The organism is Undibacterium sp. FW305-107, assembly GCF_058788535.1.
In genome coordinates this window covers 312,091-335,234 of sequence record NZ_JBYTAV010000007.1, presented here as the reverse complement: position 1 = coordinate 335,234, position 23,144 = coordinate 312,091, and the positions used below count along the sequence as shown (strand labels likewise).

Genomic DNA, 23,144 nt, shown 5'->3' with positions numbered 1-23,144 from the left:
CTGAGCACTGGCACTCATGGTGGACAGGACATCTATTTTTTTGACACCGTTCCATCTCCGTATTCTTCTACTGCAGGGTCCAGATTTTCCGGCGCATGCAGTATCGAAGGGCCTCTGGAACATGCCTGCCGGGTCAGGTATTCCGTCAAACCTTCGGCTAACACAGCGGGTGGAATAGTCGCCTGCATTTCGCTCAATAATTCTTCAGTGGCCCTGACTATCCATTCTACAGAGCGATACTTTGGCGAAACGATCTGGATGTTTTGCGAATCGGTCTGATCAAAGAAGCCATGCTGCAGTTTGTGCCTGACATAAGAAAGAGCGGTGATACCAGGAATGGTGCGCTGTTCCAGATAGGCTTGTTTTCCCTCCTCATCATAACGCACGACAATATCCGGGAATTCATATCCCTCATCTTCCAGAAGTGCTTCGCTGACGATGTTTGGCAGCAGGGGCCTCGCGTCTTCGTGACCAACTTCAAACAAGAGTATCTTCTTGAGCTTCTTCATTTCCTTCTGTTCTTCCGTATCCGTCTTTTGAATCGCGATAGTCGGGAAGTAATCGCGGATGAAGGTATTGGATTTGTCGATCAGTTCATCCCTGCTGATCTCTGGCCTGTGCTGGAAAAACCGGTCGTCCATGTCCATCATCTTCCAGGCATGGTTCAGGTCGTGAATGAGAAATTCGAGTGGAGACTGCCAGAATTCATCCACATACACAGGCTCTGTTGATACCCCGATAAAATAGACTGGCGTGCCCCTTATCTTCATGAGGTCAGTCGCAGAAATATTATCGAAAGTCGGGATGATGATGACTTCAGGAATCCGGCGCATCAGCTCTTCATAACGGTACCAATATTTCTTTTGAAAATGGGTACTCAGGTTTTTGTCGGTACGGCATGCCACATCAAAGAAGCCGACAGCCTCAAACAGAATACGCAAGGTTGGCGCATACGGGCACATCGCACCGTTCTGTATGGTGACATGATGAAATTTATGCAGCAGTTGATCACGCATAAAGGAAAGTGCTGCATTATCGCGGCACTTATCGTCCATCGCCGGGAGCATCATCTGGCTGCGGAAATACTCGACCACTGGCAGCAATTCCAGCACTGCGGTATCCAGATTATTGTCATTGAACTCAAATCGCGAGCGCAATTCACGATATAAGTCCACCGGGTTCCTGACCCATTCCCGTATCCATTCGTGATGGGAAATACCCTGTGTTTTTGTAAAATTTTTCGCAAGCAGCGCAGCGGCAATTTGTTTGTGATGACCAAAAGCAAAAGAGCCTTCTTTCGCATACGGTGTCATCATCACGCTCTCAGGCAGCCACCTGCCATGAACGTCTTCGGTGTCGGAAATTTCTACGAGAAATCCTATCGTATCGACGATGTGACGCGGGTCTGATGGGACGGCAATTTCTTTGAGATGGTCGCGGTATCCGTGAGTAACGGTTCTGTCCATGTAGATGCGGGCTTCGTTTTTGGCTTTGCTTTCTGCCTTGCTCCGCACAAAATAGTATTTGCGTCCGCCTGCTTCTGCAATCCCATATTCTGGCGCTGCAGATCCGAACACTTTGCTACCGGTTACCCGGAGTGCAGCAAAAATATTGGCTGGAATTCCAATTTCGTTTTGTTCATCTTCATCTTGCAGCAAGCCACCCGGCAGAGCGATGCCCTCAGGAAATACTGTTCTGTCCAGAGCCAGAAATTCCCTACCATTCTGCCCATCGCGCATCACAAGCACATCAACCGTCTTGCGAACCATGACACCCTGGTCAATGCGCTGCTTTGCCTGTGCTTTCAGCGTCTGATCCGACAATAAGGCTTTCACTACTGCTGATTGGCTGGTTACGTCCAAGTATCTGGCTACACAATCCTCAATGCTATTCTTTCGAACGGGATCACGCAGGCGATGGAACCAATAAATCATGTACAGCAACGATTCTGCATACAGGCTGGCTGGATAACTTTGCGTATTCAGGTTTACAGAGTACTCATTCAATATCTCAAAAACCATATCCGCTGCGTTATCTGCCTGCACATCTGAGCGCGGAGACGAAATTTTGTTGCTCATTCCTGGGGGCGGCACAGAGTCGTTCAATATCATGTTATTTTCCGTAAGGATTTTTCAGGTGTTGAGTATTTGCGTAAAACTTGACAGTCATTTGTAAAAATCTGCCAGGTATCAGCATTCCAATATTGCCAGTAAATTGCAACTGAAACCAGCTATCATACTCTTGATAAAGGTTCGCCCTGAATTCGCAGCATATGCTCGCAAGCAGATGGACAATTGCCAGCAAGTTCCGTCGTAGGTAGCTTGTACTGGGCTTCTGTTCTCTTGAATGGCAGAGACAACGCGTATACGCTGGCGTACAATCATGAAAAGCGCTCGCAAGCTTGTCTCTGGCTAAAATCGAACCAGGATGTTGCGCTAAAAAATATAAAAACGGGGGCAATACGTGACTTGTTTCGTATTGAATATCAAAAGCGCAAGATACCTTCTTCTGCTCGCGGCCTCCTTGTTATTTTTTGCCGGGACAGCCAGTGCACAGAGCCTGATCAGGACAGCGGCGCAAGAAGCGTCTGCCCCAAAATTCATCGCTATAGTACAAGATGGCAAACCTGCTGTTGGCGGTATATGTATTGACATCATGCGGGCCATAGAAGCGGTGGAGCCCGGCATCAAGTTTGTTGGCGATCAAAACTGGCTGCCACTGGTCCGTATCACTTCTGGCCCCATGGATGCCATTTGTGGCGTGCTGCATACCAAAGAGCGCGCCCTGCTCTATGACTATATCGATACCCCCATCTTCTCGGTCAATTATCTGCTGGCAGTGCGCGCTGACGACGATGTACAGGTGACAAGCTGGGATGACATACGCAAGCTGGGCAAGGACGGCATCATCTTGTCCATGCACAACTATGCCATCAATGATCGCTTGAGGGACCAGGGCGGCTTGCTGGTAGATGCCAGTGCGGTGTCGTCCAAATCCAATCTGAACAAACTGCTTGCGCGCAGGGGCCGCTTTTATTGTCACCGCTCGCCTGGCATCGCTGCAGAAATACGGCAGGCAGGGCTGGAAGGCCAGATCAAACTGCTGCCCAAGGTAATGCTTAAAGATGAGCTTTACATGGTGCTGTCAAAAACCCTGGCAGTTGAAGATGCAAAGAAACTGAGAGCTGCAATCGTCTTGCTTGAGCGCCAGGGTACGCTGGCAAAATTATTTGAAAAGTACCAGGAGTGAGGCTATGTCTGGGCCAGCCTGAATAAGCTGGCTAACTCTGCTCCCCATCGCGCGCAGGTCTGCACCCGCATGCGCCATCATCTGACCCACCATCATTCCTGCGCATTACAAAAACCCTAATACCACTGTCGCAAATCGCCATGGCTGGTCTGATCATTGCCCGGCAAAAGCAGGGGATGTGCTGTTTACCTGATTCTTATTTCCATTGCATCTTGTTGCCTGTCAATTAAGTGGTATTTAAGTGGCAAGATAAAAACAAAACCAGTTGACGTCCAAATTCAAGGCCTACATGCTTGATTCCTGAGCGCTTGTTTGCAGCAAGGGCAAGCGTATCAAGAATGTATCTGGGGGAATAAACACATTTTCTGAATTCACAAAATCATGGGGGAGACAGCAGTGGAAAATACAACTTTAAGAAATCTGATTCAAAACATGCTGGTGTGTGCGACCAGTGGCAGTTTGCTGGTGGCATGCGGCGGTGGTAGCAGCGCGAGCACAGGCCAGGCAAACACACCACCACAAGCCCCGCCAGCAGTGGCTTCTACAGCCTGCTATGCGGCATGGGATGCAGCAACAGCCTACAACGGCGGTGCCTTGGTCAGTACAGGGGGCAATAACTATGTGGCGAACTGGTGGACGCAAAATGAAAACCCTGCGACCAATAGCGGCGCATCTGGAAGTGGCAAACCCTGGACAGGCAAAGGAGCTTGTGATGCCACGCCAACGCCCACTCCTACTCCAACGCCCACACCAACGCCGACGCCTACTCCGACGCCAACACCTACCCCAACACCCACACCTACACCGACTCCGACGCCAACACCTAGCTGCTCTGCCTATGTCGCCGGCACTCAATATGCCGCTGGAAGAGTAGTCAGCAATGCGGGTGGCTTTTATCGTTGCGATGTGGCGGGCTGGTGCTCAACCGGTGCATCGGCTTATGAACCTGGTGTAGGCTGGGCCTGGACAAGTGCGTGGACATCAGTCACATCAAGTGCCTGCCCAACGCCGACACCTACCCCAACGCCCACTCCGACACCAACGCCGACGCCTACCCCCACACCTACTCCAACACCAACACCAACACCAACCCCGACTCCTACGCCAACGCCGACTCCTACGCCAGTCCCTGGCCTGGCCAAGCATGCGCTGGTCGGTTACTGGCATAACTTTACCAACCCTAGCGGTAATACTTATCCTATCGCGCAGGTCAGCAATGACTGGGATGTCATCGTCGTCTCGTTTGGCGATAATGCTGGTGGGGGCAACGTGAGTTTTACGCTGGACCCAGGTGCAGGTAGCGAGGCGCAATTCATTGCAGATATCAAAGCCAAGCAGGCACAGGGCAAAAAAGTGGTGTTGTCACTAGGTGGCCAGAATGGTTCAGTCTCGGTGGGCTCTGATGCAGAGGCGACCAACTTTGCCAACAGCCTGTACGGCATCATCAGCAAATACGGTTTTGACGGCATCGACCTTGATCTTGAAAACGGTGTGGCACAGGGCGCATCTATCCAGACTTATCTGCCTATTGCCGTCAAAAAACTGAAGACCAAAGTCGGTTCCAGTTTCTACCTGTCGATGGCACCGGAATGGGTCTATGTGGAAGGTGGCTTTACCTCATACGGCTCGATCTGGGGTGCGTATATTCCTATCATCAACGCGCTGCGTGATGAGCTGACTATCCTGCATCCACAGTATTACAACAATGGTGATATCTATACACCTTATCAGTCTGCACCACTCAGGGCTGGGTCGGCAGACCAGCTGGTGGGTACGGCAAAAATGCTGATTGAGGGCTTTACGTATGGAGGTAACACTTTTGCCGGTTTGCGTCCTGACCAGGTTGCTTTTGGTGTGCCATCCGGGCGCAGTTCAGCCAATTCAGGCTTTACCACTTCGGCAGATGTCAGCAATGCGCTGAACTGTTTGACCAAGCTGCTGAACTGCGGCACCATCGTCCCCAAACAGGCTTACCCTGGCTTCAGAGGAGTCATGACCTGGTCTATCAACTGGGATAAACATGATGGTTATAACTTCTCGGCACCGACCAAGGCTGTCTTGAAAACCTTGCCTTAATGTTGAAATGCGTTGTCTGTCAGATGACAGGCAACGCATGGATAGCTGATACAAAAAAACTGCGCTCCGGCATACGCTGGAAGCGCAGTTTTCTTTTTATGAAAGACTGTTGATCAGAAGTCGTGATTAGCCGGGTAATTGCTGAAGAAGTCATTATCCCAACGGAAATTTGTCGCAGCGATGGTGACAGAAATATCCAGTGATTCTACAAAATGCCACCAGCCCACAGGCAGGAACAATATCTCACCCGGCTCCAATATACATTCCAGCACAGGCACATCCCGCATCAGAGGGAAGCGTGTCAGGTCGATGTTACGCCCATCTACCGGCGTAAAGCAATGACGCTCATTTTGCAGCTTGGCGAGGTGGCATGGCGCGATGAGCTTGACGCGCTTGCGCCCCATGATCTGCATCATGAAATTATTGGTCAGGTCATGGTGGAAAGGCGTAATCGTCCCCGCCGGACCAAACCAGAAAAAGCCTTGCTTGCCCTGATCTGTCTTCAGGTACTCGGGCAATGAAGGCACATCTTCCCACAATTCATTGAGTGCTTTGCGGTTGCTGGAATCATTATTGGCAGTCATGTACATGTCATTGCTATGGCCGCTTTTTTCCACCAGATCGACATAGTCACCAAAGCGCATCTGGCGCTTGTGGGCGATGCTGTTCATTTCATAATTGGCGTCGCTATTGCGGCCAAATTGCACTTCTACCTGACGTTCAGAAAAATGCTCACGGAACCAGGCCAGATTCCAGCGGCTGCGCGCCGGGCAATCATCCAGCACGCCGGTAATGATGACGGGACGGTTTTGCTGGTAATAGTCATGCAAAAACTGTTCGCCGGATAATTGATGTTGACGTTCCAGTGCAAGCGGTTCTATCTGATCGAGTTTGGCAGTGATGGCCAATACCCAGTCACGCTTGTCGAGCCGGTTCTTGAGTCTTTGCACCCCTTGAAAATAGGGGCTGGATAAAGCTGCACTGATTTCCAGCCTGGCTGTATGCAGGCTGAAGGAATTTTTTTGCAATACATTTTCCAGGGTTGCCGGATGTGCGCCGAGTAGCAGATTTTCTGCGATCCAGCGACGCCAGTCATCGCTCATGGACTGAGTTGCTTGCTTTACTTGTGCATGCAAACCAAGTTGTGCATTCATTTGCTTTCCTCTCGCTGAAAAAACTGCGGATGTGATTTCGTGTACTCATCACATCCGCAGCCCTACACTATTAGTGAACTATACCATTTCACTAATCAGGCTTATCGCCCTTTCCAGACTTCGCTACCCAGGGCACCGCTGGCATCGCCATCAAGCTCCCAGGTAAATGCGCCACGCAAGTTCTGGTCACGCACATACTTCATTTTAATGGCAATGACAGCCGGATCGTCATAACTCCACCATTCGCCATTATTGGTCATCAACATCAACTGCTTGGTCACAGGATGCAGGGTGCGCGTACCGGTCTTGTTCTTCAAGACCTTGTAGTCTTCTATCCCTGCTTCATAAGTGGCCGGTGCTGGCCCACCCGTTGCCTGATACAAGCCGTTTCCATTTGGCCCGGCACTGACGCTCTTCCAGCCACGCCCATAGAACGGGATACCCAGCAAGATCTTGTTGCGTGGCATACCGGCTGTGACCAGTGCCTGGATGGCGTCATCACTATTGTACTTGGCAAGCACACCCGTGGATGGGTCTGCACTGTCATGGTACAGCGGTGAATGGAAGTTGGTGGTGTTTTCCCAACCGCCATGGAAGTCATAAGTCATGACATTCACCCAATCCATGTACTGGCTATACAGAGAAGGCTCAGTCTGAGCGATCTTTTCAGTACCCGCACCAATTGCCGCAGTCAAGGCATAACGCTTGTTATCCAAAGCCCCTTGTGCATCAAGTTGTGCGCGGAACTCTGCCATCAGCAAGGTGAAGTTATGCTTGTCATTGACAGTATCAAAGGTATTGTATAACTGCCCGCCACCACCTGGATATTCCCAGTCGATGTCGATGCCATCAAACACGCCTTTGGCTGCTCCTGGCCCACCACGTCCATCCTGCACCGGCAAATCACCCGCGATAAATTGCTTGACGCAAGACCTCGCCAGTTGCTTGCGCAGGGCATCGGTTTTCGCCGCCGCAGAGAAATACCTGGACCATGTCCAGCCACCAAGTGAAATGAAGACTTTCAGGTTAGGATGTGCCGCCTTGAGCAATTTCAGTTGCGCAAAATTACCGGTGAGCTTGGCGTCCCATGGTATGGTTTTTCCATCCACGGTGCGGGCGGGCTGACGCTGGTAATCGGCAAAGGCATCACCACCGGTACCGGCATCGGCTGGAGGTGGGTTGTTATTGCCTGTCTCTGCCTTGGTGACCATATCGCACTCATAGCCGCCGTTTTTGGCATACACATTGCCAAAGGCATAGTTAATGAAGGTCAGTTGATCAGCGATGCTGGTCTGCACGCCATTCACCGGCGTCTGCGTAGTGTGGATATCTGCTACTTCATAGCCACGACCGTAAACGCCCCACTGTGCAAAATACGAACCAACTTCGCGGCCACCGACAGGCGTTGGTGTTGGTGTTGGTGTTGGTGTTGGTGTTGGTGTTGGTGTCGGAGTAGGCGTTGGCGTTGGTGTTGGTGTCGGCGTTGGTGTCGGCGTTGGTGTCGGCGTTGGTGTCGGCGTTGGTGTCGGCGTTGGTGTCGGCGTTGGCGTTGTGCAGGAACTGGACGTTACCGCAGTCCATGCTGTGCTCCAAGCCCAACCTACACCAGGTTCATAGGCAGATGCGCCTGTCGAACACCAGCCCGCTACATCGCAACGATAAACGCCACCCGCATTACTGACGACACTGCCTGCCAGATAGCTGGTACCGGCAACATAAGGAGCGCAAGCTGGCGTAGGAGTGGGCGTTGGTGTTGGGGTAGGAGTCGGCGTTGGTGTGGGGGTTGGTGTCGGAGTTGGTGTAGGTGTTGGAGTTGGCGTGACCGCGCTCACTTCCCAAGGGCCCCACTGTTCTGCCCCTGGCACATTCCCCTGTGTCCACCACTTGGCCTTGTATGTTGTGCCCTGATAGGTGACGCAATTACCTTGTGTATAAACTTGCGTGTTACTCCATGCAGCACAACTGCTATCAGCCATCTGTGCCGGCGGCATTGCCATGTGCGCGCCAGTCTTGGGTGTGTCTGTCAGATTGCTGGTACTACTTCCACCGCCGCAAGCCGCCAGCATACTGCCGACCAGACCTAGCATTAGATGGTTAACGCGATTTCCAGTTCTTTGTCTCATCCTATTCCCCCTGAGGTGTGAATAAACGAATGCCCCAATTGTTCGGGGTCATTTTCGTGATTTAGGCTTCATTCTGAGTAGAAACCTTCGACAAAGATGTTGCTTAAATATCAGGCGGTCAAGTGGTTTTTTTGGAAAGAAAATATTGTTACAAAAGAAGAGTCCAATTGCGAAAGTTGAGCTTTGGAAAGGAAAAACTGAGGGGCGTGATGATAAAACAGGCATCAAAATTTAAATACCATAACAATACCAATTATTACAATTGACCAAAGTGGTACTATTACTGACAGCAGGGTTTTGATCAAAAACTTTTAGCCTTGATGAGTAAATGACTGGTGTGGCAGCCATCGCATTAAAGGGGTCTATCCGACACAGCAGATTCGCAGCATACTGACTGTAGAAAACACAGGTTTTAAAAACTCACCCAATAAAACTGATCAGGCTCACTACCCCTGAATAGCGTCCCCTCGCCATAAAACCCTGCAAATGATGCCGCATTCAGTGCTGGCCTGGGCAGCCATGCAGGTGCATTGATCAGCACATCCTCAGGTTTCCAGCCATAGAAAAAATACCAGCCTGAACATCTGGCATGGTGTACCTGGCCACATTGAAAACCGCTGGTGACAGGATCAAAGCGAAATCCCGCAGCTTCATACGCCCGCACATTAGCACTGTCATGGCGACTTGCGCTGCCCAGGTCATTACTCAGGCGTGGGTCTCTATATTCAATATACAGGTATCGTCTGACAAGGCTAAGATCAGTCTCGCCCTTGCAATCAAGGAACTGGGTATGGTTATAGATACGGTAACTCTCGCGCGACGAGCCAGTTTTATGCAAGACATCACCAGGCAAGCGAGAACCGTCAGCTCTCAACAGGCCGGTCGCCACACCATCGCGCATGATATCGGTCTGACCGCACTCGTCCGGAATACAGATGTAGCGCCATACAAGACCCATGATCAAAAACAAAGCGATCAATATGAAAGTGCAACGTTTTAAAAACATCAATGGCATATTCGTAGCTTCATCAATCATTAAAGAAACTGATGCCGATCAATTGCAGATCAGCTTGCCACCAGCAAAAGCCAGCCCGGACCACATAGCCAGCACCAGCATAATTTCTGGCATATGCGCCCGTACAGGCAGGCGTCGCACCAGCATCACCATGGCCGCCAGCATGGGCAAGAGCAGGCATGCTTCCACGATCAGGTTGCGCCAGAACGCGTAACTGATCAGCCCGGTGTGCGATGCCCCTGGCAACAACACCAGACGTAGAGAAAGTTCGACAGGCATGAAGGGCCACAACAAAGGCAAAGACCGCCCCACCAGCATATCAAGCAAGAGATGCGAGCATGCAGCCAGCAGCAATATCCAGAAACCTGGCACAGCAGAGGATTGCCACCCCATGCGACGTACAAGGTAATAAGCCATACCGCTTGTCATCAGGCAAAACAGCAGCGAATGCGTGAAACGCTGTTCATAGCGCAAATGAAAAAACCAGATACCAAAATAATCAAAGTCAGGTGCAATCGCCAGCAAGACTGGCAAAGCCATGCTGACATGCAGCCGTGACGGCTGACCCTTGCGGCAAAAATACAGCGTCAGGCCAGCGGCAACATGGGCCAGCAAAGAAGACATCGGTGAACGTGGCCAAATGGCAGCTAGTGAAGATGCACCAGCTTAGCCTTGCAATGTGAAGTGTGTATGCGCTGGGTGTGAAGTGCCAGTTCCTGAGGATTGCTCACACTTCAAATTTCCAAAAAATGTCAATTCAAAAATAGGCATGAGGTAAATCAGAATCAATCTGCATCACGCGGCCCCGGCATGTCGCGGCCATTTTGATGCAGAACCAGGCCGCAGATCTTGCCATCTGCCTGGCGCTGGAAACTCAGTTGGGCATCGACGACTTTTAAAAAGAATTTATCTTTTGCCTCGGCAAAGACAGGGTTGCTGCCCTGGCCTGTGGCCTGGGCATACAGTTGTCCAGCCTGTTCGCTGATGATGAGTTTGAAGCCGGGTGCCAGAGTGTAGCTGCCTGCATATTGTTTGAGTTGTTCAGCCGGGATTTGTATTTCTGTACGTTTGGCGGCCTCGGGTGCGGTGTCGCTTATGCGTGGGGCGGGTGAGGCGTGGCCGTTTTGATGCAGTGTCAATGACTTGATCTTGCCATTGGCGTCGCGTTCAAATTGCAGGCTGGCATCGACTACTTTGTAAAAGAATTCATCTTTCTTGCGCGAGAAAATTGCGGCCTGTGACTGCCCTGTCAATTGTGCCAGCAAACCATCTGGCCCTGCGCTGATGCTGAGGATGGCACCGGGTGCGAGTTGATAACGGCCTGTGTATTCTGCCATTTCCTTGCTGGTCAGGCGCATGTCTTTGGCTTTGCTGGTGTCGCTCTCTGATGTGGCTGATGCGGCTGGCAGCAAAGCTGTCATGCCTATGTCGTCAACGCTGACACTGGCATTTGCCAGTACCACGACACCACGCTGGCCATCAGCAGTAAAGCCGATGAAGGATGCATAACCGCCCGTCATGCCGTTATGCCAGACCACGGTTTGGCCGCGCACGCTTTGTACATGCCAGGCCAGGCCTATCTGCAAACCCGGCATGCCAGTGGGACGTTGTGGCTGTTGTACCAGTTGCAAACCTGCGGGCGTTTTCACGTCTGCACTACGCATGTGTGCCTGCAGATAGCGCAGCATGTCCTGTGTGCTGGAACGCAGTGCACCTGCACCGGCCAGGGTGGGCATGTCCCAGTTGGAGGCTGGTTTTCCTTGCGCATCGTGACCTGCCGCCAGATTGCTTTGCATGGTGGCAGTCAGGGCGATGCTGGTGTCGGCCATACCTAGCGGTTTGGCGATGCGCTCCTGTACCAGTTCTGCATAAGACTTGCCTGCACGTATGGACAAGGCCTGGCCGAGCAAGCCATACCCCAGGTTTGAATACTCATATTTTGCGCCAGGTGCGCGTGTCAGTTGATAGCTGCGCAAGAAGTCGCGCAGATTGTTTTCTGTGTAATCGGCATAGGGATTATCAGCTTGCCTGGGGGCGAAATTGGCGGGCAGACGCGGCAAGGCTGAGGTCTGGCTGGCCAGGTCCAGCAAGCTAATGGCATGGCCCTGGTATTGCGGAATTGTGTATGTCGGCAGCAGCGTTGCCACAGCATCATCAAGCTTGACCTGGCCACGCACTTGCATGTCTGCCAGCAGTAACGCGGTAAAGGTTTTGCTGATTGAACCAATTTCAAAGACGGTATTGGCATCTGGCAGATGCGCTGGCGATTTACCATTCGAGACCAGGCCAAAGCCCTGCACTTTTTGCGATTGTCCGTTGATGGTTGCCACCACCAGGCCAGGAATAGCACCACTGCTGACGCGGGCGCTGGCGGTCTTTTGTACTGATGAAGTGACATCTTCTGCGGCAACTACTGGCCCCAGCACGAGGAGGCCACAAACTGCGAGCAAGGCTGAGGATATTTTCATCTGTAATCCCGAAAGGCTAAATGAATGACCAGCGGTATATTACACGAATCATCATGCAATTATCTAAAAAGCATGTAACTCCAGCACTGCCAGACTTTACATATAAATCGCCTGCCAGCCAGTCGCCGGCATGATCAGGTTACCTTTTTCTTTGGCGGCATCCTTGGCAGCAAATCTGGCGCAATGGACTTTGTTTTTAAGAGGATCAGTAGCGTCGCTATTTGCTGGCAGTTGTTGTTCTTCATTGCCTTTCACCAGTACAGTCTGGTTTTGCTCTGCATAACAAATCCCTATGCCATTCACCGATGGCATGAACAGGCGCAAGTACCAGGGCACGAGTTCTTTGATGGCCATTTGCGCGGCTTCGATGCTCTCGCTGATGTCGGCATATTTAAAGACATCTTGCGGCAGCTTGGGCAAGAGCAGGATATTGACTTCCATCGAGCCTTTTTTCTGATTGGTGACGAACTCTGCGCCATCGGCATAGGCGGCCTGATCCAGTGGTACGTTGACGAAACCGGTTGCGGATATTTCCAGTTGCTGATGGGTGTTTTTGCCGTCAAGGTAGATATTCAGGTTGGGTACCGGTGCATGGGTTTTGGCCGAGGTGATGCGTATCAATATCTGTACCTTGTCCTTGCTTGCTGTACGCACTTTGGACATCAGTTCATACGCCACTTTATACGGCATGATGGCGGGGTCCCGGATGGCTTTGACTTCTACACTTTGCAGCTCTTCGGCAGCACTTGCCGATGCGCTGGCGGACGCACTTGCAGGTGAGCTTGCTGATGAATTTGCAGATGAGCTGGCTGGCGCATTTGTCTGAGTCTGGGCGTGCGCCTGACCAGAAAACGTGGTTACTGATGCCAGCATGATTGCCAGCGCAGCGATATATCTTGTGGGAGTAAAAGTAAAAACGAGCGTAGAAGCAGCAGGCATAATGAGCATTTCCTTGAATTATTATTCTGCTGGGCAGGAATAAAGTTACCCCCTGCCCATCAGGCTATGCTTGCCATCCCATATAACCTTGATACTGAACAAGGAAGGGACGGGCAAGCAAAACAGTATTTCAAAGTGTCGTCACTTTTGGTGATTGGTGCCATATTTTTGGACAAAGTACTGAAATATCATCCTCAAGGCGCTACATGACAGTACTAATTTGCCAATTTATTACTCATTATCAACACATAACCACCTCACTTTACCTCGATTGCCTCTACCCGGATCAATTCACAGGCACCTGCCCCGGTATCTTCGCGGGTCAGGGATGAGCGCCAGCGCCAGCCGTCGGCGGCCTTGGCCTCAACCAACTGGCCGCGTATCCTGACGACCTGGCCGACGCGCACGTCTTTCATGATTTTTTCCAGCGCCGGTGTAGTGGGAATCAGATGCATGTTGGCACTGTGGGTAGCAATTTCTGCCGGTGGCCGTGGCGGTTCTTTTTCCCAGCGGTAGAAATAGAAACGGTTGCTCTGCCCTATCGATAACTGATTCAGCACGGCCGTATCTGACATGGAACCCCAGCCCAGGGCCAGGTCAACGGGGGCAAGTTCAGCTTCGCGGTCGGATGAATACGTCTGTTTGGACAATACCCGCGCTTCTACCGTAAAGTCTGCCAGCGCGGTCAGCTGGTAATTGTTTTGATCGTAAGTCTTGCCTGAGCCGGACGTGGTCTGAACTGGATCATTGGGCGCAATACTGCCCGGCGGCACCGGCAAAGGCCGGTTGCGCCAGTGTTGAACAGCAAAGATCAGGATGATTGCTGCGAACAGCCATTTCCATGAAAACATAAATGCCTTTTTCTATAAGTTGAATATTTCAAAAAATATTTAAGGCTTACATCTTATTTGAATTTGTTTCTCAGGTATATTCTTTGCATCTGAACTCACGCGGCGTCATCTTCCATGCGCGCCTATTTTTAATGCACCATGATGCAAGCCATTTATTTTTGCGGTGACACCCACGGCAATTTCCAGCATGTCATTGACGCCGTGCTGGAAAAGCGCCCTGCCGCCATTGTTTTTTTGGGTGATTTGCAAGCCCGCAAGCCGCTGGAAGTGGAACTGGCCGCCATCGTTGACCTGACTGAAGTGTGGTACATCCACGGCAACCATGACACCGATACTGATGCCGATTATGACCATCTGTTTGGCTCAGCCCTGGCCAGCCGCAATCTGCATGGGCGGGTAGCAGAGATTGCCGGTTACCGAGTCGCCGGTCTGGGTGGCGTGTTCCGTGGCCATATCTGGATGCCACCGGGTGCCAGGAAGTTTCAGACACAAAGGGAATACACGCTCAAGGCTGGCAAAGAGAACCGCTGGCGCGAAGGTTTGCCGCGCAAACATTACAGCTCCATCTTCCCGACTGACTATAATTATCTCGCCAGCCAGCGTGCCGATATCCTGGTCACGCATGAGGCCCCCAGTGCCCATCCGCATGGCTTCATCGCCATTGATGAACTGGCACGCAGCATGCGCGTGGGCCGCACTTTTCACGGCCATCATCACGACCGCATTGATTACAGCAAGCACCAGGAACGCCTGGGCTTCACAGCCCATGGCGTGGGTTTATGCGGGGTGACGGATATCGAGGGCAATGTCGTTGTCGCTGGCAAACATGATCATGAAGTGCCTTGGGCGACATTGCACCGGCGCTGAATCTTGAAGTAATAGAGAGAAAATACTACAGATAGTGATCTCATTGAACGCAAGCGAGCCACAAATCAAGGGATAATTTCACACTCTATCTGAGACCTGACAACACGGCACAAGTCGTCTTCTACACGATACTAATCAATACCAGAAACAATATTTGAAACAGTATGAAGTGAGCAATGACCCCCACCTGGTAAATCACTTGTCCTTAGATTTTTGAAGTGAAAAAACAAAAAAATTTCCCGACGGGAAAAATTGCACAAATTGCTTATACTTTGCGAAATTGCTAGATAAAAAGCTCACATGAATGTATCTTTCAAATGAGTTATTAAATAAGTTTGGCAATCGGACTGTATGTTTGAAAAGAAGGAAAATGAGTCAAGCGAGTAAATTAAGAATAAATGTTTTAATTAGCGACTAAATTACCAGCATGCAAGTTAATTTCATATTAAAGAAAATGAATCCAAACACTTTAATTCCAACATTACTTGTCTTGAGTTTTTTGTGCTTTCCTTTAATCTCTCTCGGAATGAGTCTTGATTCTCTAAGTCCGCTTCCAATTCCACCAAAGACTGATGACCTTAAAACTGCATTACCAACATGCTTGATTCCTGATACAAATCGACTTTCAAATCTTGAAAGATGTCGTGGTGATCTTGAGGCATATCGTAGTGGCGTGCTAGAGGGTTATAACAAAAAAATCAATCGTTATGTTCTTGCCGTAAAAAGAATCGATTCTTCTTTAGAGCAGATGCTCGCGCAACGACTCATCACAAAAGACGACTACATAGTCAGGCATCAAAGCATAGTAGCCGCCCTGGAAGCTGCCGGAGTAAATGGCGAGTTGATGGATGAATATTTTACGTATTTAGCCAAATATAAAGAATTGACTGCCTGGGTAACAAATGAAGCACAGAAAGAAAAAGAGAGGCGGCACCGAAAAGAATTACAACCTGCGTAAGGAAGATATATGGACGCGAAAGCATGGCAGTCGATTGGTGCAGCGCTTAGTCTTTTACTGCCTATAATTATCGTCATTTTTTCGACTTCAATTATTTTTTCTTGTGCCTATGGCACAGAAGCCTATCTGGATCCAGTGACAAACACAAAAAAGAAAATAGGTATTGCTCGCAGAATCGCATTGTTTTTGATGGGTGCATCTTTTGGCTCCACTATTGGATGTTTTATGGGTGCCAGTGCAAGTCTTCCCGCAGCAAATATCTTGAACACTATTGTTCCGTTAATTTCTGGTTACATTGCTTATATTACGTCCAAAGATTTGGCAGTTGAAGTCAAGTTATTCGTTCCGGGAGTTGTTACAATACTTTTATTCAATTTATTGCTCAGCTTCTGGTTCATGCGTATGTATTTTGCAGAATGAATATGGCAAATTGAGCTCATTGTTGATACCTTCAGTGATTTTCATTCGCTATCAAGCTTTCTATCTCCGATATTGTCTTGGGTACAGCATGGCTTAACACTTCATAGCCCTCCCCGGTGACAAGTACATCGTCTTCTATGCGTATGCCTATGTTCCAGTATTGCTCTGGCACACCGGGCGCGGGGAGTATATAAATGCCGGGTTCTATGGTCAGGCACATGCCTGGCTGCAGGATGCGCCATGGATTAGCGCCAGGATTTTCTGCTTCATGATAATCACCTACGTCGTGCACATCCATGCCCAGCCAGTGACTGGTTTTACACATAAAGAACTGCAGGTAATCACCATTGGCAATAACCTCATCTACGCTGCCACATAGCGAGCGCTTGAGCAGGCCAGTGTCGAGCATGCCTTGCGCCAATACCCTGACTGCTGCCTGATGTGGGTCCATGAATCTCGCCCCTGGTCGCACGGTGGCAATGGCAGCCAGTTGCGCCGCCAGTACTATTTCATAGAGCGTCCTTTGTGCAGCACTGAACTTGCCGCTTGCCGGATAAGTACGGGTAATATCAGAAGCATAGCCCTGATATTCACAGCCTGCGTCGATGAGCACCAATTCACCACATTTAATGACTGCATGATCAGGATTGTGATGCAGCACGCAAGCATTCGCGCCGGTAGCGACGATGGCCGGATAAGCTGGTGCGGCTGCACCCTGGCGACGAAATTCATGCAGCAACTCTGCCTCCAACTGGTATTCAGTCTGGCCGGGCCGCGTAAATTGCATGGCACGGCAGTGCGCATCCGCTGATATGCTGACTGCCTTGCGCATGAGCGCAATTTCAATGTCGTCCTTGATGACACGCATCTCATTCAATATGGCATGCACATCATGGGTGACAGCAGGTGTGCAAACACCATTGCGTGCGTGCTGACGTAGCGACTGCATCCATGTTTGCAGTCGCACATCAAGCGTGGCATTACTACCTTGGGCATGATACAGAACTGGCGCATTTGCCAGCAGTCTGGGCATCTGCTGATCGAGTGTCTGCAAAGAAAAAGCAGCATCAAATCCCAGATGTTCACGTGCCCCTTCTGGACCGTGACGAAAGCCATGCCAGATGGCATGTTCAGGGTCTTTGTCGCGGCAAAACAGGATGGCTTCGGTCTGCTCGCCAGCGCCAGCGACAATAACGATCACGGCATCCGGCTCACAAAAACCAGACAGGTAATAAAAATAACTGTCGTGACGATAAGGATATTCAACATCACGGTTGCGCATGACTTCTGGTGCATTGGCAATGATGGCGATACCGCCACCTTGTGTCCGCATGTGTTCTGCCAGCCTGGCTCTCCTGGACGCGTAGATGTGCATAGGTGTGGGTATGGTTGCGGGTATAGGTATTGGTATTGGTTTAGATTCTGACATCGTCACTCCTGAAGGTTTCATATTTGTGTTGCTCTGTGCCTGGCAGAACGCCACGACCAGTTCAAATTAACACCCAGGCTGGCCAGCACGATCAGCATCAGCCCAGCCATTTGTACCGGGCTGATACGCTGCCCATAGACCAGGTAATCCACACCTACCGCCGTTGCCGGATAGATAAAGGTCAGTACGGCAATGGCGCTGGTTGGCATTTTTGGTAGTGCGCCGTAGATCAATACATAGGCCAGCGCCGTGGGCAGCAAACCCAAACCGGCCAGCCAGGCCCACTGCTGCATCTGTATGCCATTGGCAGGCAAGGTGATGAAGGCCGCCAGCAAGAGCAAACCGACCAGGCAATGGATGAATGCGATCAGATGTGGCGGCATACTGAGCATGGCGCGGGTGGTCAGGGTGACGCCTGCATACGCGCATGCGCCTGTCAGTGTCAGCAGCAAACCTGTCAGGTATTGCCCACTCATATTCACTCCGCTCACTTGCAAACCGCAGGCCAGCACCAACCCCGCAAAGCCCAGGCATATCCAGGCCAGTTTATTGGCAACGATTTTTTCACGGAACAACACTGCCCCCAACAACAAAACGATAAACGGCTGTACATGAAAAACGATGGTGGTAACAGAAATGCCTATGCGCTGTATCGCCGCAAAAAAAGTGACCCAGTTCAAGACCATGAGCAAGCCACCAAGCACTGCCAGCGCCAGATTCTTGCGCGAGAAATTGGCAGCGACAAACATGCCTTTATAAGCGCAATACAGTGCCAGCGCGACGGCGGCAAACAGGCAACGGAAGAACACCGTGGTCACCGCATCCAGACCGGCTTCATGAATAAAAATACCCAGCGTCGCCAGCATCAGCATGGCGGCAATATAAGCCAGTGTGGCGCTGCGGCTATATGGAACGGTGACTGGTGATGCAAGCATGTTTTGCTCTCTGGTTGATTATTGCGCTATCATGGATTTTATCCATACATCAGACAAGCTGATTAAATTGAAGTCATACTTTCGAAAATATGAATCATGAGCTTCCCTGAATTAAACCTTAGCCAATTGCGCACCTTTGTGCTGGCGGCAGAACGCCTGAGCTTTGTCAGCGCGGCAGAAGCTGTGCACAGATCACAGGCGGCAGTCAGCATGCAGATCAGCAAACTTGAAGCCAGCCTGGGCCAGCCCCTGTTTGAACGGCATACCCGGCGCATAGTCCTGACGCTGGCAGGTGAAACCCTGCTGCCCTATGCGCGCCAGCTATTGCAGACAGAACAGGCCGCACTAAGCGCCTTGCGCACGCAAGAAGTAGTGGGCAAGGTGGTGCTGGGTTCCCCTGATGATTATGTGTCCTCGTTACTGCCAGCCGTGCTGGAGAGGTTTTCAAAAAGGTTCACCGGTGTTGAAATAGAACTGGTGTGCCTGCAGAGTGTCTTGCTGAAACCCTTGTTGAAGAAAGGTGTGATCGACCTGGCTTTTGTCACCCGCGATGAAGATCTGGATGGGGCCTTCATACGCCGTGAATCCATGGTCTGGGTGGCTGCAGAAAAACATGCCGCATGGAAGAAAAATCCGCTACCGGTAGCCTTATATGAAAAAGGTTGCGTCGCCCGCGAACATACCCTGGCCGCGCTGGAAAAAAGCACCCGCCCCTATTACTCAACCTATAGCAGTCCCAGCCTGCTGGGCATACTGGCGATGGTGGAAGCAGGCCTGGCGATTGCGGCCCTGGCTGAATGCAGCGTGCCCGCGCATCTGGTGCGACTGGGCAAGGCGGAAGGTCTGAAACCCATAGCGCCGCTGGATATTGTACTCATCAAGGGGCGAAAAAATAATTCGCCTGCGGCGGAGTGTCTGGCGAATGAGATTATGCAGGCATTGAGCGCAAAGCGTGGAGTGTAGTGCGTGCTAAGTCATTGCTGCGAAGTCATTGCCGCGACAACGGTGAGACTATCAACAAACTGCTCAAAGCGGATGATCTTGTCATCCTTTAATTGCCATAGATGGGCGACTCTGGCTGTGAAGGATTTCTGGCTCGCCTTGTGCATGCCGCTGTACGTACCATAGGCCACGACCTTGTCACCGCTGGCGACATAATCTTCTACTGTGAATTTGTAGTCTAGCCATTCTGAGGCGAGACGGTAGAAGACATTTTTTTCTATGTCGGCAAAGCCTGTGTAAGTTCCCGCATAGGGGAAGCCTTTTGCTTCTGTCCAACGGGCGTCCGCAGCCAGATAGTGCTGGAGGTTCTTGCCGTTTTCTTCCGAGCTCTTGCCTTCGTATGTGCTTTTGATGATATCGAGGTTACTCATATTTTTTTACGCTTCGCAGGTAGCAACATGGCGAACCATCGTTCGCCATGCTTAGAGACTGTCTAGTGAATTAAATAAACAAACTCACCACTTCATCTCGCCCTTATTTACCTTGGCACCGATATCCAGGGACAAGCCAGGTGGCGCATCAGGATAGGCTTTTTTCATGGCATCAATCAGCTCTGCACCTGTCTTGGTGGCCGCTGCATTTTTCTCAAACGACAGCAGATAAGCCTTGGTATAAGTGATTGCGCTGATATCAACCGCAGTACCAGACTTCATATGACCAGGCACGACGATTTTAGGTTGCAGGGCCGCCATCTCATCGAGTTGCGCTACCCAGGCGCTGCGTTCTGCTGCGGTTTGGGTGTCTGCTGTCCACACATGCAGGTTACCAAATACGCCTATGTTACCGACGATGGCTTTGATGGAGGGTATCCAGAAATAAGGGCGGTGTGCCAGCAGGCCCTGGTTGCCGCGTAATTCGACCACTTGACCATCAACGGTCAAGCTATTGCCGCTCAGAGCCTTCGGCAAGACCGGTGTGCGTGGTGCATTCGCACCCATTTTTGGGCCCCAGAAGGCGACTTTGCCTGCGACTTTGGCTGTCAGTTTTTCCAGCACGGCTGGAGTGGCGACAACATCGGCTTGCGGGAAGATTTCTTTGAGGGTTTCTACACCGAAGTAATAATCAGGGTCAGCCTGGCTGACGAGTATGGTTTTGAGTTGCTTGCCGCTATCGAGCACATTGGCGGCAATACGCAAGGCATCGGCGCGGGTGAAACCGGCATCGATGACCATGGCTTCTTTTTCGCCGTAAACCAGGGTGGAATTAACGTTAAAGCTGTTGCCGTCAGCGTTATAGACTTTGACTTGCAAGGGCGTTGCTGCCTCGGCAGAGGCGAAAGTGACAGCGAGGGTAGTGGCCAGGATGGTAGTGCGCAGCATGGTGGGCTCCAGATTTTAAGGGGTTTTGAATCTGTATTGATTCAGTGCTTGCAGTGTAATTTCATTTTTTAGTCAGATAAACCAGCTAAAATGCACATAACTGTTTCAATATTCGGGCAAATGGCATATAAATCATGGACAGACTGACAGCAATGCGAGTGTTTTGCGAGGTGGCGACCAGTGGCAGCTTTAGTGCCACGGCAGACAAGCTGGACATGTCGCGTGCCATGGTGACGCGCTATGTCAGTGAGCTGGAAAGCTGGCTCAGTGCCCGCCTGCTACAAAGAACCACACGCAGCGTGACGCTGACTGATGCGGGTGAACAATGCCTGCGCCGCAGCCAACAAATGCTGGCGCTGATGGAGAATATTGAAGAAGAAACCCGCAGCGATGACGCAGAATTGCGCGGGCAATTACGCCTGACTTGCAGTACCTCGTTTGCCTTTGGTCACCTGGCGCGTGTCATCAGCAAGTTCCTGGCATTGCACCCATTGCTGAAGATAGATTTGCATGTCGGTGATGGCACCGTCAACCTGGTCGAAGCGCGCATAGACCTGGCGATACGCATCAGCAGCGAACCTGACCCGCTCTTGATCGCGCGGCCACTGGCTATCTGCGATTCGGTATTGGTGGCGGCGCCTGCCTATGTGCGGCAGGCGGGTTTGCCGCAGCATCCACAAGACTTGCCCACGCACCGCTGTTTAAGCCATGCCAATTATGGCCGCAATACCTGGCGCTTTGTGCGTGGGAATGAGCGTGGGGATGAGAGAGTGCAAATCGATATCGCCAGCCACTTCAGTGCTAACGACGCAACCGTGTTATTGCAGGCTGTGCTGGCCGGCTCAGGCATTACCCTGTTGCCGACTTATCTCATGGGTGATCATCTGGACAAGGGTGATTTGCAAATCATCTTACCGGAATGGACGGCACCGCCCATGACCATCTACGCCCTCTTCCCATCACGCCGCCACTTGTCGCCTGCTGTGCGTGCCTTGCTGGATTTTTTGGTGGAGGAATTTTCCAGCCAACCGTGGTGAGTAACTGAACGACAAAGACTTGCGCTATGACGTTTCTTAAATCAGCATCACACCCCGCACACCCTCAGCCATTCGGTAAAAAACAAGCGTGCCTGATGTGCCAGGTCCAGCGCATGGGCAGCGGCCTGCTGGCGCATCTGTGTTACCGATAAATTCTCATGTGCCATTTCATAGGCATGACCAACATACCAGGCCTCCAGCCCTGATGCCGTGACTTCAGGGTGGCATTGAAATGCCAGCCCATGCTTGCCCCAACTATATGCCTGGTTCTGGCAAGCCTCACTCGATGCCAGCAATTGCGCGCCCTGCGGCAAATCAAAGGTATCGCCATGCCAGTGGAACATATTGCAATGCCTTGCATCAAAATGCCGCACTGGTGTGTCCTTGCCCTCGTTCGTCATCTTGAGCGGCAACCAGCCTATCTCTTTGTCAGCCGCAGGATAGACACTGGCACCGAGCGCACGCGCCATGATTTGCGCCCCCAGACAAATACCCAGCGTGGGCAAGTCTGCATGCAGGCGTTGCTGCAAGAAATACACCTCTTGCAGCAAGAAAGGGTAATTGTCATCTTCATAGGCTCCGATGGGGCCGCCCAACACGATGCAAACATCGGCCGCCAGCGGATCCAGCGCAGCCCAGCCCTGGGTGCAGGCATTGACTTCCTGGATGGCAAAATCCTGCTCTTTCAGCAGGGCAAGAAAACTGCCTGCATCTTCAAAAGCGACATGGTGGATGATCAGGGCGGTTTTCATGCTGGCTCCTCAATATGACCTTGCTTACATTGTTCCTGCTGGTGCAGCTCCCATTTTAGCGCCACCTGATACTTGCGCTGTGGACACCTGTATGGACAAGTTAGTGTAAGTCCAATAAACAATATAGTCTTGAATTTAGTAAATTCAAAATGCGCTGTGTCATATTGATGCGTCGGGATGAGAGAAATTTCGCAGGTTGGGCCGGGCCTCCTTAGGCTATGCGTTGTAGGCTGTGCTACGCTTTACCAGCCCAGCACTGGGCGCTTAAATGATGTATACCTTGGTTGAGGCCGAGTGTTGGGCTGATGAAGCGTAGCCCAACCTACAGTTCCCCCTTCACTTCCCCTTCATCCCCATCTTTTCCAGTGTCAAAGTCTCGTCGGCCCGGCCCCAGCCACCATCGGTCACCTCTTCCACCAACACCATGGAGTAAGGCCGTACCCCTTCGCCGAAATACTCGACAAACATGGCGGTGGTGCGGTGGATGATTTCTTCTTTGCGGCTGGCATCGATGATGCCTTCAGGGAATTTAAAATTAGCAAATGGCATG

At 51.2% G+C, this 23,144-nt stretch carries 21 protein-coding genes; 7 read left to right on the top strand and 14 right to left on the bottom strand.

Features of this window, described 5'->3' with window-relative positions; translation table 11 throughout:
- Positions 1–32 precede the first annotated feature (32 nt).
- Positions 33–1,835: a hypothetical protein gene (locus tag AC3WQT_RS17585; RefSeq protein ID WP_492705563.1), complete on the bottom strand. Its 1,803-nt coding sequence runs from the start codon at positions 1,833–1,835 to the stop codon at positions 33–35.
- 688 nt (positions 1,836–2,523) lie between these two features.
- Here AC3WQT_RS17585 and AC3WQT_RS17580 point away from each other — a divergent pair.
- Both AC3WQT_RS17580 and AC3WQT_RS17575 read left to right on the top strand, forming a co-directional pair.
- Positions 2,524–3,249 carry a substrate-binding periplasmic protein gene (locus tag AC3WQT_RS17580; RefSeq protein ID WP_492705561.1) on the top strand — a complete coding sequence of 242 codons (726 nt, stop codon included), beginning with the start codon at positions 2,524–2,526 and terminating at the stop codon, positions 3,247–3,249.
- A gap of 396 nt (positions 3,250–3,645) precedes the next feature.
- Positions 3,646–5,325, top strand: coding sequence for a chitinase (locus AC3WQT_RS17575; RefSeq protein WP_492705559.1), 1,680 nt, complete (start codon positions 3,646–3,648; stop codon positions 5,323–5,325).
- Positions 5,326–5,438: 113 nt separating this feature from the next.
- Here the strand turns inward: AC3WQT_RS17575 and AC3WQT_RS17570 are convergent, their stop codons facing one another.
- The 7 genes from AC3WQT_RS17570 to AC3WQT_RS17540 form a co-directional block, all read right to left on the bottom strand.
- Entirely contained in the window at positions 5,439–6,479 is a 1,041-nt protein-coding gene (locus tag AC3WQT_RS17570; RefSeq protein WP_492705557.1) for a cupin-like domain-containing protein, read from the bottom strand.
- Positions 6,480–6,580: 101 nt separating this feature from the next.
- Entirely contained in the window at positions 6,581–8,602 is a 2,022-nt protein-coding gene (locus tag AC3WQT_RS17565; RefSeq protein ID WP_492705555.1) for a glycosyl hydrolase family 18 protein, read from the bottom strand.
- A 412-nt stretch (positions 8,603–9,014) separates the two neighbouring features.
- Positions 9,015–9,560 (bottom strand): hypothetical protein, encoded by a 546-nt coding sequence (locus tag AC3WQT_RS17560; RefSeq protein WP_492705553.1) that lies wholly within the window; start codon positions 9,558–9,560, stop codon positions 9,015–9,017.
- Between the two features lie 96 nt (positions 9,561–9,656).
- Positions 9,657–10,241 carry a metal-dependent hydrolase gene (locus AC3WQT_RS17555; protein ID WP_492705551.1) on the bottom strand — a complete coding sequence of 195 codons (585 nt, stop codon included), beginning with the start codon at positions 10,239–10,241 and terminating at the stop codon, positions 9,657–9,659.
- 161 nt (positions 10,242–10,402) lie between these two features.
- Positions 10,403–12,085: a serine hydrolase gene (locus AC3WQT_RS17550; protein ID WP_492705549.1), complete on the bottom strand. Its 1,683-nt coding sequence runs from the start codon at positions 12,083–12,085 to the stop codon at positions 10,403–10,405.
- Positions 12,086–12,181: 96 nt separating this feature from the next.
- A complete protein-coding gene (locus tag AC3WQT_RS17545; RefSeq protein ID WP_492705547.1) occupies positions 12,182–13,024 on the bottom strand; it encodes a hypothetical protein in 843 nt (280 codons plus the stop codon).
- Positions 13,025–13,281: 257 nt separating this feature from the next.
- Positions 13,282–13,875, bottom strand: a complete 594-nt coding sequence (locus AC3WQT_RS17540) for a hypothetical protein (protein WP_492705545.1) — start codon at positions 13,873–13,875, stop codon at positions 13,282–13,284.
- A gap of 138 nt (positions 13,876–14,013) precedes the next feature.
- Here AC3WQT_RS17540 and AC3WQT_RS17535 point away from each other — a divergent pair, with 138 nt between their 5' ends.
- The 3 genes from AC3WQT_RS17535 to AC3WQT_RS17525 all read left to right on the top strand — a co-directional run bounded on the left by AC3WQT_RS17535 (position 14,014) and on the right by AC3WQT_RS17525 (position 16,120).
- Entirely contained in the window at positions 14,014–14,742 is a 729-nt protein-coding gene (locus tag AC3WQT_RS17535) for a metallophosphoesterase family protein (protein ID WP_492705543.1), read from the top strand.
- Positions 14,743–15,196: 454 nt separating this feature from the next.
- Entirely contained in the window at positions 15,197–15,700 is a 504-nt protein-coding gene (locus tag AC3WQT_RS17530) for a hypothetical protein (protein WP_492705541.1), read from the top strand.
- 9 nt (positions 15,701–15,709) lie between these two features.
- Complete coding sequence (locus AC3WQT_RS17525) at positions 15,710–16,120, top strand: hypothetical protein (protein ID WP_492705539.1); 411 nt, start codon at positions 15,710–15,712, stop codon at positions 16,118–16,120.
- Positions 16,121–16,151: 31 nt separating this feature from the next.
- Here AC3WQT_RS17525 and AC3WQT_RS17520 read toward each other — a convergent pair whose 3' ends face one another.
- Positions 16,152–17,495 carry an aminopeptidase P N-terminal domain-containing protein gene (locus AC3WQT_RS17520; RefSeq protein ID WP_492705648.1) on the bottom strand — a complete coding sequence of 448 codons (1,344 nt, stop codon included), beginning with the start codon at positions 17,493–17,495 and terminating at the stop codon, positions 16,152–16,154.
- Positions 17,496–17,566: 71 nt separating this feature from the next.
- Positions 17,567–18,484: a DMT family transporter gene (locus AC3WQT_RS17515; RefSeq protein ID WP_492705537.1), complete on the bottom strand. Its 918-nt coding sequence runs from the start codon at positions 18,482–18,484 to the stop codon at positions 17,567–17,569.
- Between the two features lie 96 nt (positions 18,485–18,580).
- Between AC3WQT_RS17515 and AC3WQT_RS17510 the strand changes: the two genes are divergently transcribed.
- A complete protein-coding gene (locus tag AC3WQT_RS17510) occupies positions 18,581–19,447 on the top strand; it encodes a LysR family transcriptional regulator (RefSeq protein WP_492705535.1) in 867 nt (288 codons plus the stop codon).
- Between the two features lie 11 nt (positions 19,448–19,458).
- Here AC3WQT_RS17510 and AC3WQT_RS17505 read toward each other — a convergent pair whose 3' ends face one another.
- Both AC3WQT_RS17505 and AC3WQT_RS17500 read right to left on the bottom strand, forming a co-directional pair.
- A complete protein-coding gene (locus AC3WQT_RS17505) occupies positions 19,459–19,857 on the bottom strand; it encodes a nuclear transport factor 2 family protein (protein WP_492705533.1) in 399 nt (132 codons plus the stop codon).
- Between the two features lie 84 nt (positions 19,858–19,941).
- Complete coding sequence (locus AC3WQT_RS17500) at positions 19,942–20,805, bottom strand: MBL fold metallo-hydrolase (protein ID WP_492705532.1); 864 nt, start codon at positions 20,803–20,805, stop codon at positions 19,942–19,944.
- Positions 20,806–20,939: 134 nt separating this feature from the next.
- Between AC3WQT_RS17500 and AC3WQT_RS17495 the strand changes: the two genes are divergently transcribed.
- Positions 20,940–21,842 carry a LysR family transcriptional regulator gene (locus AC3WQT_RS17495; protein ID WP_492705530.1) on the top strand — a complete coding sequence of 301 codons (903 nt, stop codon included), beginning with the start codon at positions 20,940–20,942 and terminating at the stop codon, positions 21,840–21,842.
- A gap of 47 nt (positions 21,843–21,889) precedes the next feature.
- Here the strand turns inward: AC3WQT_RS17495 and AC3WQT_RS17490 are convergent, their stop codons facing one another.
- Together AC3WQT_RS17490 and AC3WQT_RS17485 are read right to left on the bottom strand one after the other, a co-directional pair.
- Positions 21,890–22,594, bottom strand: coding sequence for a glutamine amidotransferase (locus AC3WQT_RS17490; protein ID WP_492705529.1), 705 nt, complete (start codon positions 22,592–22,594; stop codon positions 21,890–21,892).
- A 336-nt stretch (positions 22,595–22,930) separates the two neighbouring features.
- Complete coding sequence (locus AC3WQT_RS17485) at positions 22,931–23,143, bottom strand: tautomerase family protein (protein ID WP_492705527.1); 213 nt, start codon at positions 23,141–23,143, stop codon at positions 22,931–22,933.
- Position 23,144: the final 1 nt, after the last annotated feature.

Coding starts and splice junctions, on each gene's coding strand:
- AC3WQT_RS17570 (WP_492705557.1), bottom strand. CDS start 6,479: ATGAATGCACAACTTGGTTTGCATGCACAAGTAAAGCAAGCAACTCAG.
- AC3WQT_RS17565 (WP_492705555.1), bottom strand. CDS start 8,602: ATGAGACAAAGAACTGGAAATCGCGTTAACCATCTAATGCTAGGTCTG.
- AC3WQT_RS17560 (WP_492705553.1), bottom strand. CDS start 9,560: ATGGGTCTTGTATGGCGCTACATCTGTATTCCGGACGAGTGCGGTCAG.
- AC3WQT_RS17555 (WP_492705551.1), bottom strand. CDS start 10,241: ATGTCTTCTTTGCTGGCCCATGTTGCCGCTGGCCTGACGCTGTATTTT.
- AC3WQT_RS17550 (WP_492705549.1), bottom strand. CDS start 12,085: ATGAAAATATCCTCAGCCTTGCTCGCAGTTTGTGGCCTCCTCGTGCTG.
- AC3WQT_RS17545 (WP_492705547.1), bottom strand. CDS start 13,024: ATGCCTGCTGCTTCTACGCTCGTTTTTACTTTTACTCCCACAAGATAT.
- AC3WQT_RS17540 (WP_492705545.1), bottom strand. CDS start 13,875: ATGTTTTCATGGAAATGGCTGTTCGCAGCAATCATCCTGATCTTTGCT.
- AC3WQT_RS17535 (WP_492705543.1), top strand. CDS start 14,014: ATGATGCAAGCCATTTATTTTTGCGGTGACACCCACGGCAATTTCCAG.
- AC3WQT_RS17530 (WP_492705541.1), top strand. CDS start 15,197: ATGAATCCAAACACTTTAATTCCAACATTACTTGTCTTGAGTTTTTTG.
- AC3WQT_RS17525 (WP_492705539.1), top strand. CDS start 15,710: ATGGACGCGAAAGCATGGCAGTCGATTGGTGCAGCGCTTAGTCTTTTA.
- AC3WQT_RS17520 (WP_492705648.1), bottom strand. CDS start 17,495: ATGCACATCTACGCGTCCAGGAGAGCCAGGCTGGCAGAACACATGCGG.
- AC3WQT_RS17515 (WP_492705537.1), bottom strand. CDS start 18,484: ATGCTTGCATCACCAGTCACCGTTCCATATAGCCGCAGCGCCACACTG.
- AC3WQT_RS17510 (WP_492705535.1), top strand. CDS start 18,581: ATGAGCTTCCCTGAATTAAACCTTAGCCAATTGCGCACCTTTGTGCTG.
- AC3WQT_RS17505 (WP_492705533.1), bottom strand. CDS start 19,857: ATGAGTAACCTCGATATCATCAAAAGCACATACGAAGGCAAGAGCTCG.
- AC3WQT_RS17500 (WP_492705532.1), bottom strand. CDS start 20,805: ATGCTGCGCACTACCATCCTGGCCACTACCCTCGCTGTCACTTTCGCC.
- AC3WQT_RS17495 (WP_492705530.1), top strand. CDS start 20,940: ATGGACAGACTGACAGCAATGCGAGTGTTTTGCGAGGTGGCGACCAGT.
- AC3WQT_RS17490 (WP_492705529.1), bottom strand. CDS start 22,594: ATGAAAACCGCCCTGATCATCCACCATGTCGCTTTTGAAGATGCAGGC.
- AC3WQT_RS17485 (WP_492705527.1), bottom strand. CDS start 23,143: ATGCCATTTGCTAATTTTAAATTCCCTGAAGGCATCATCGATGCCAGC.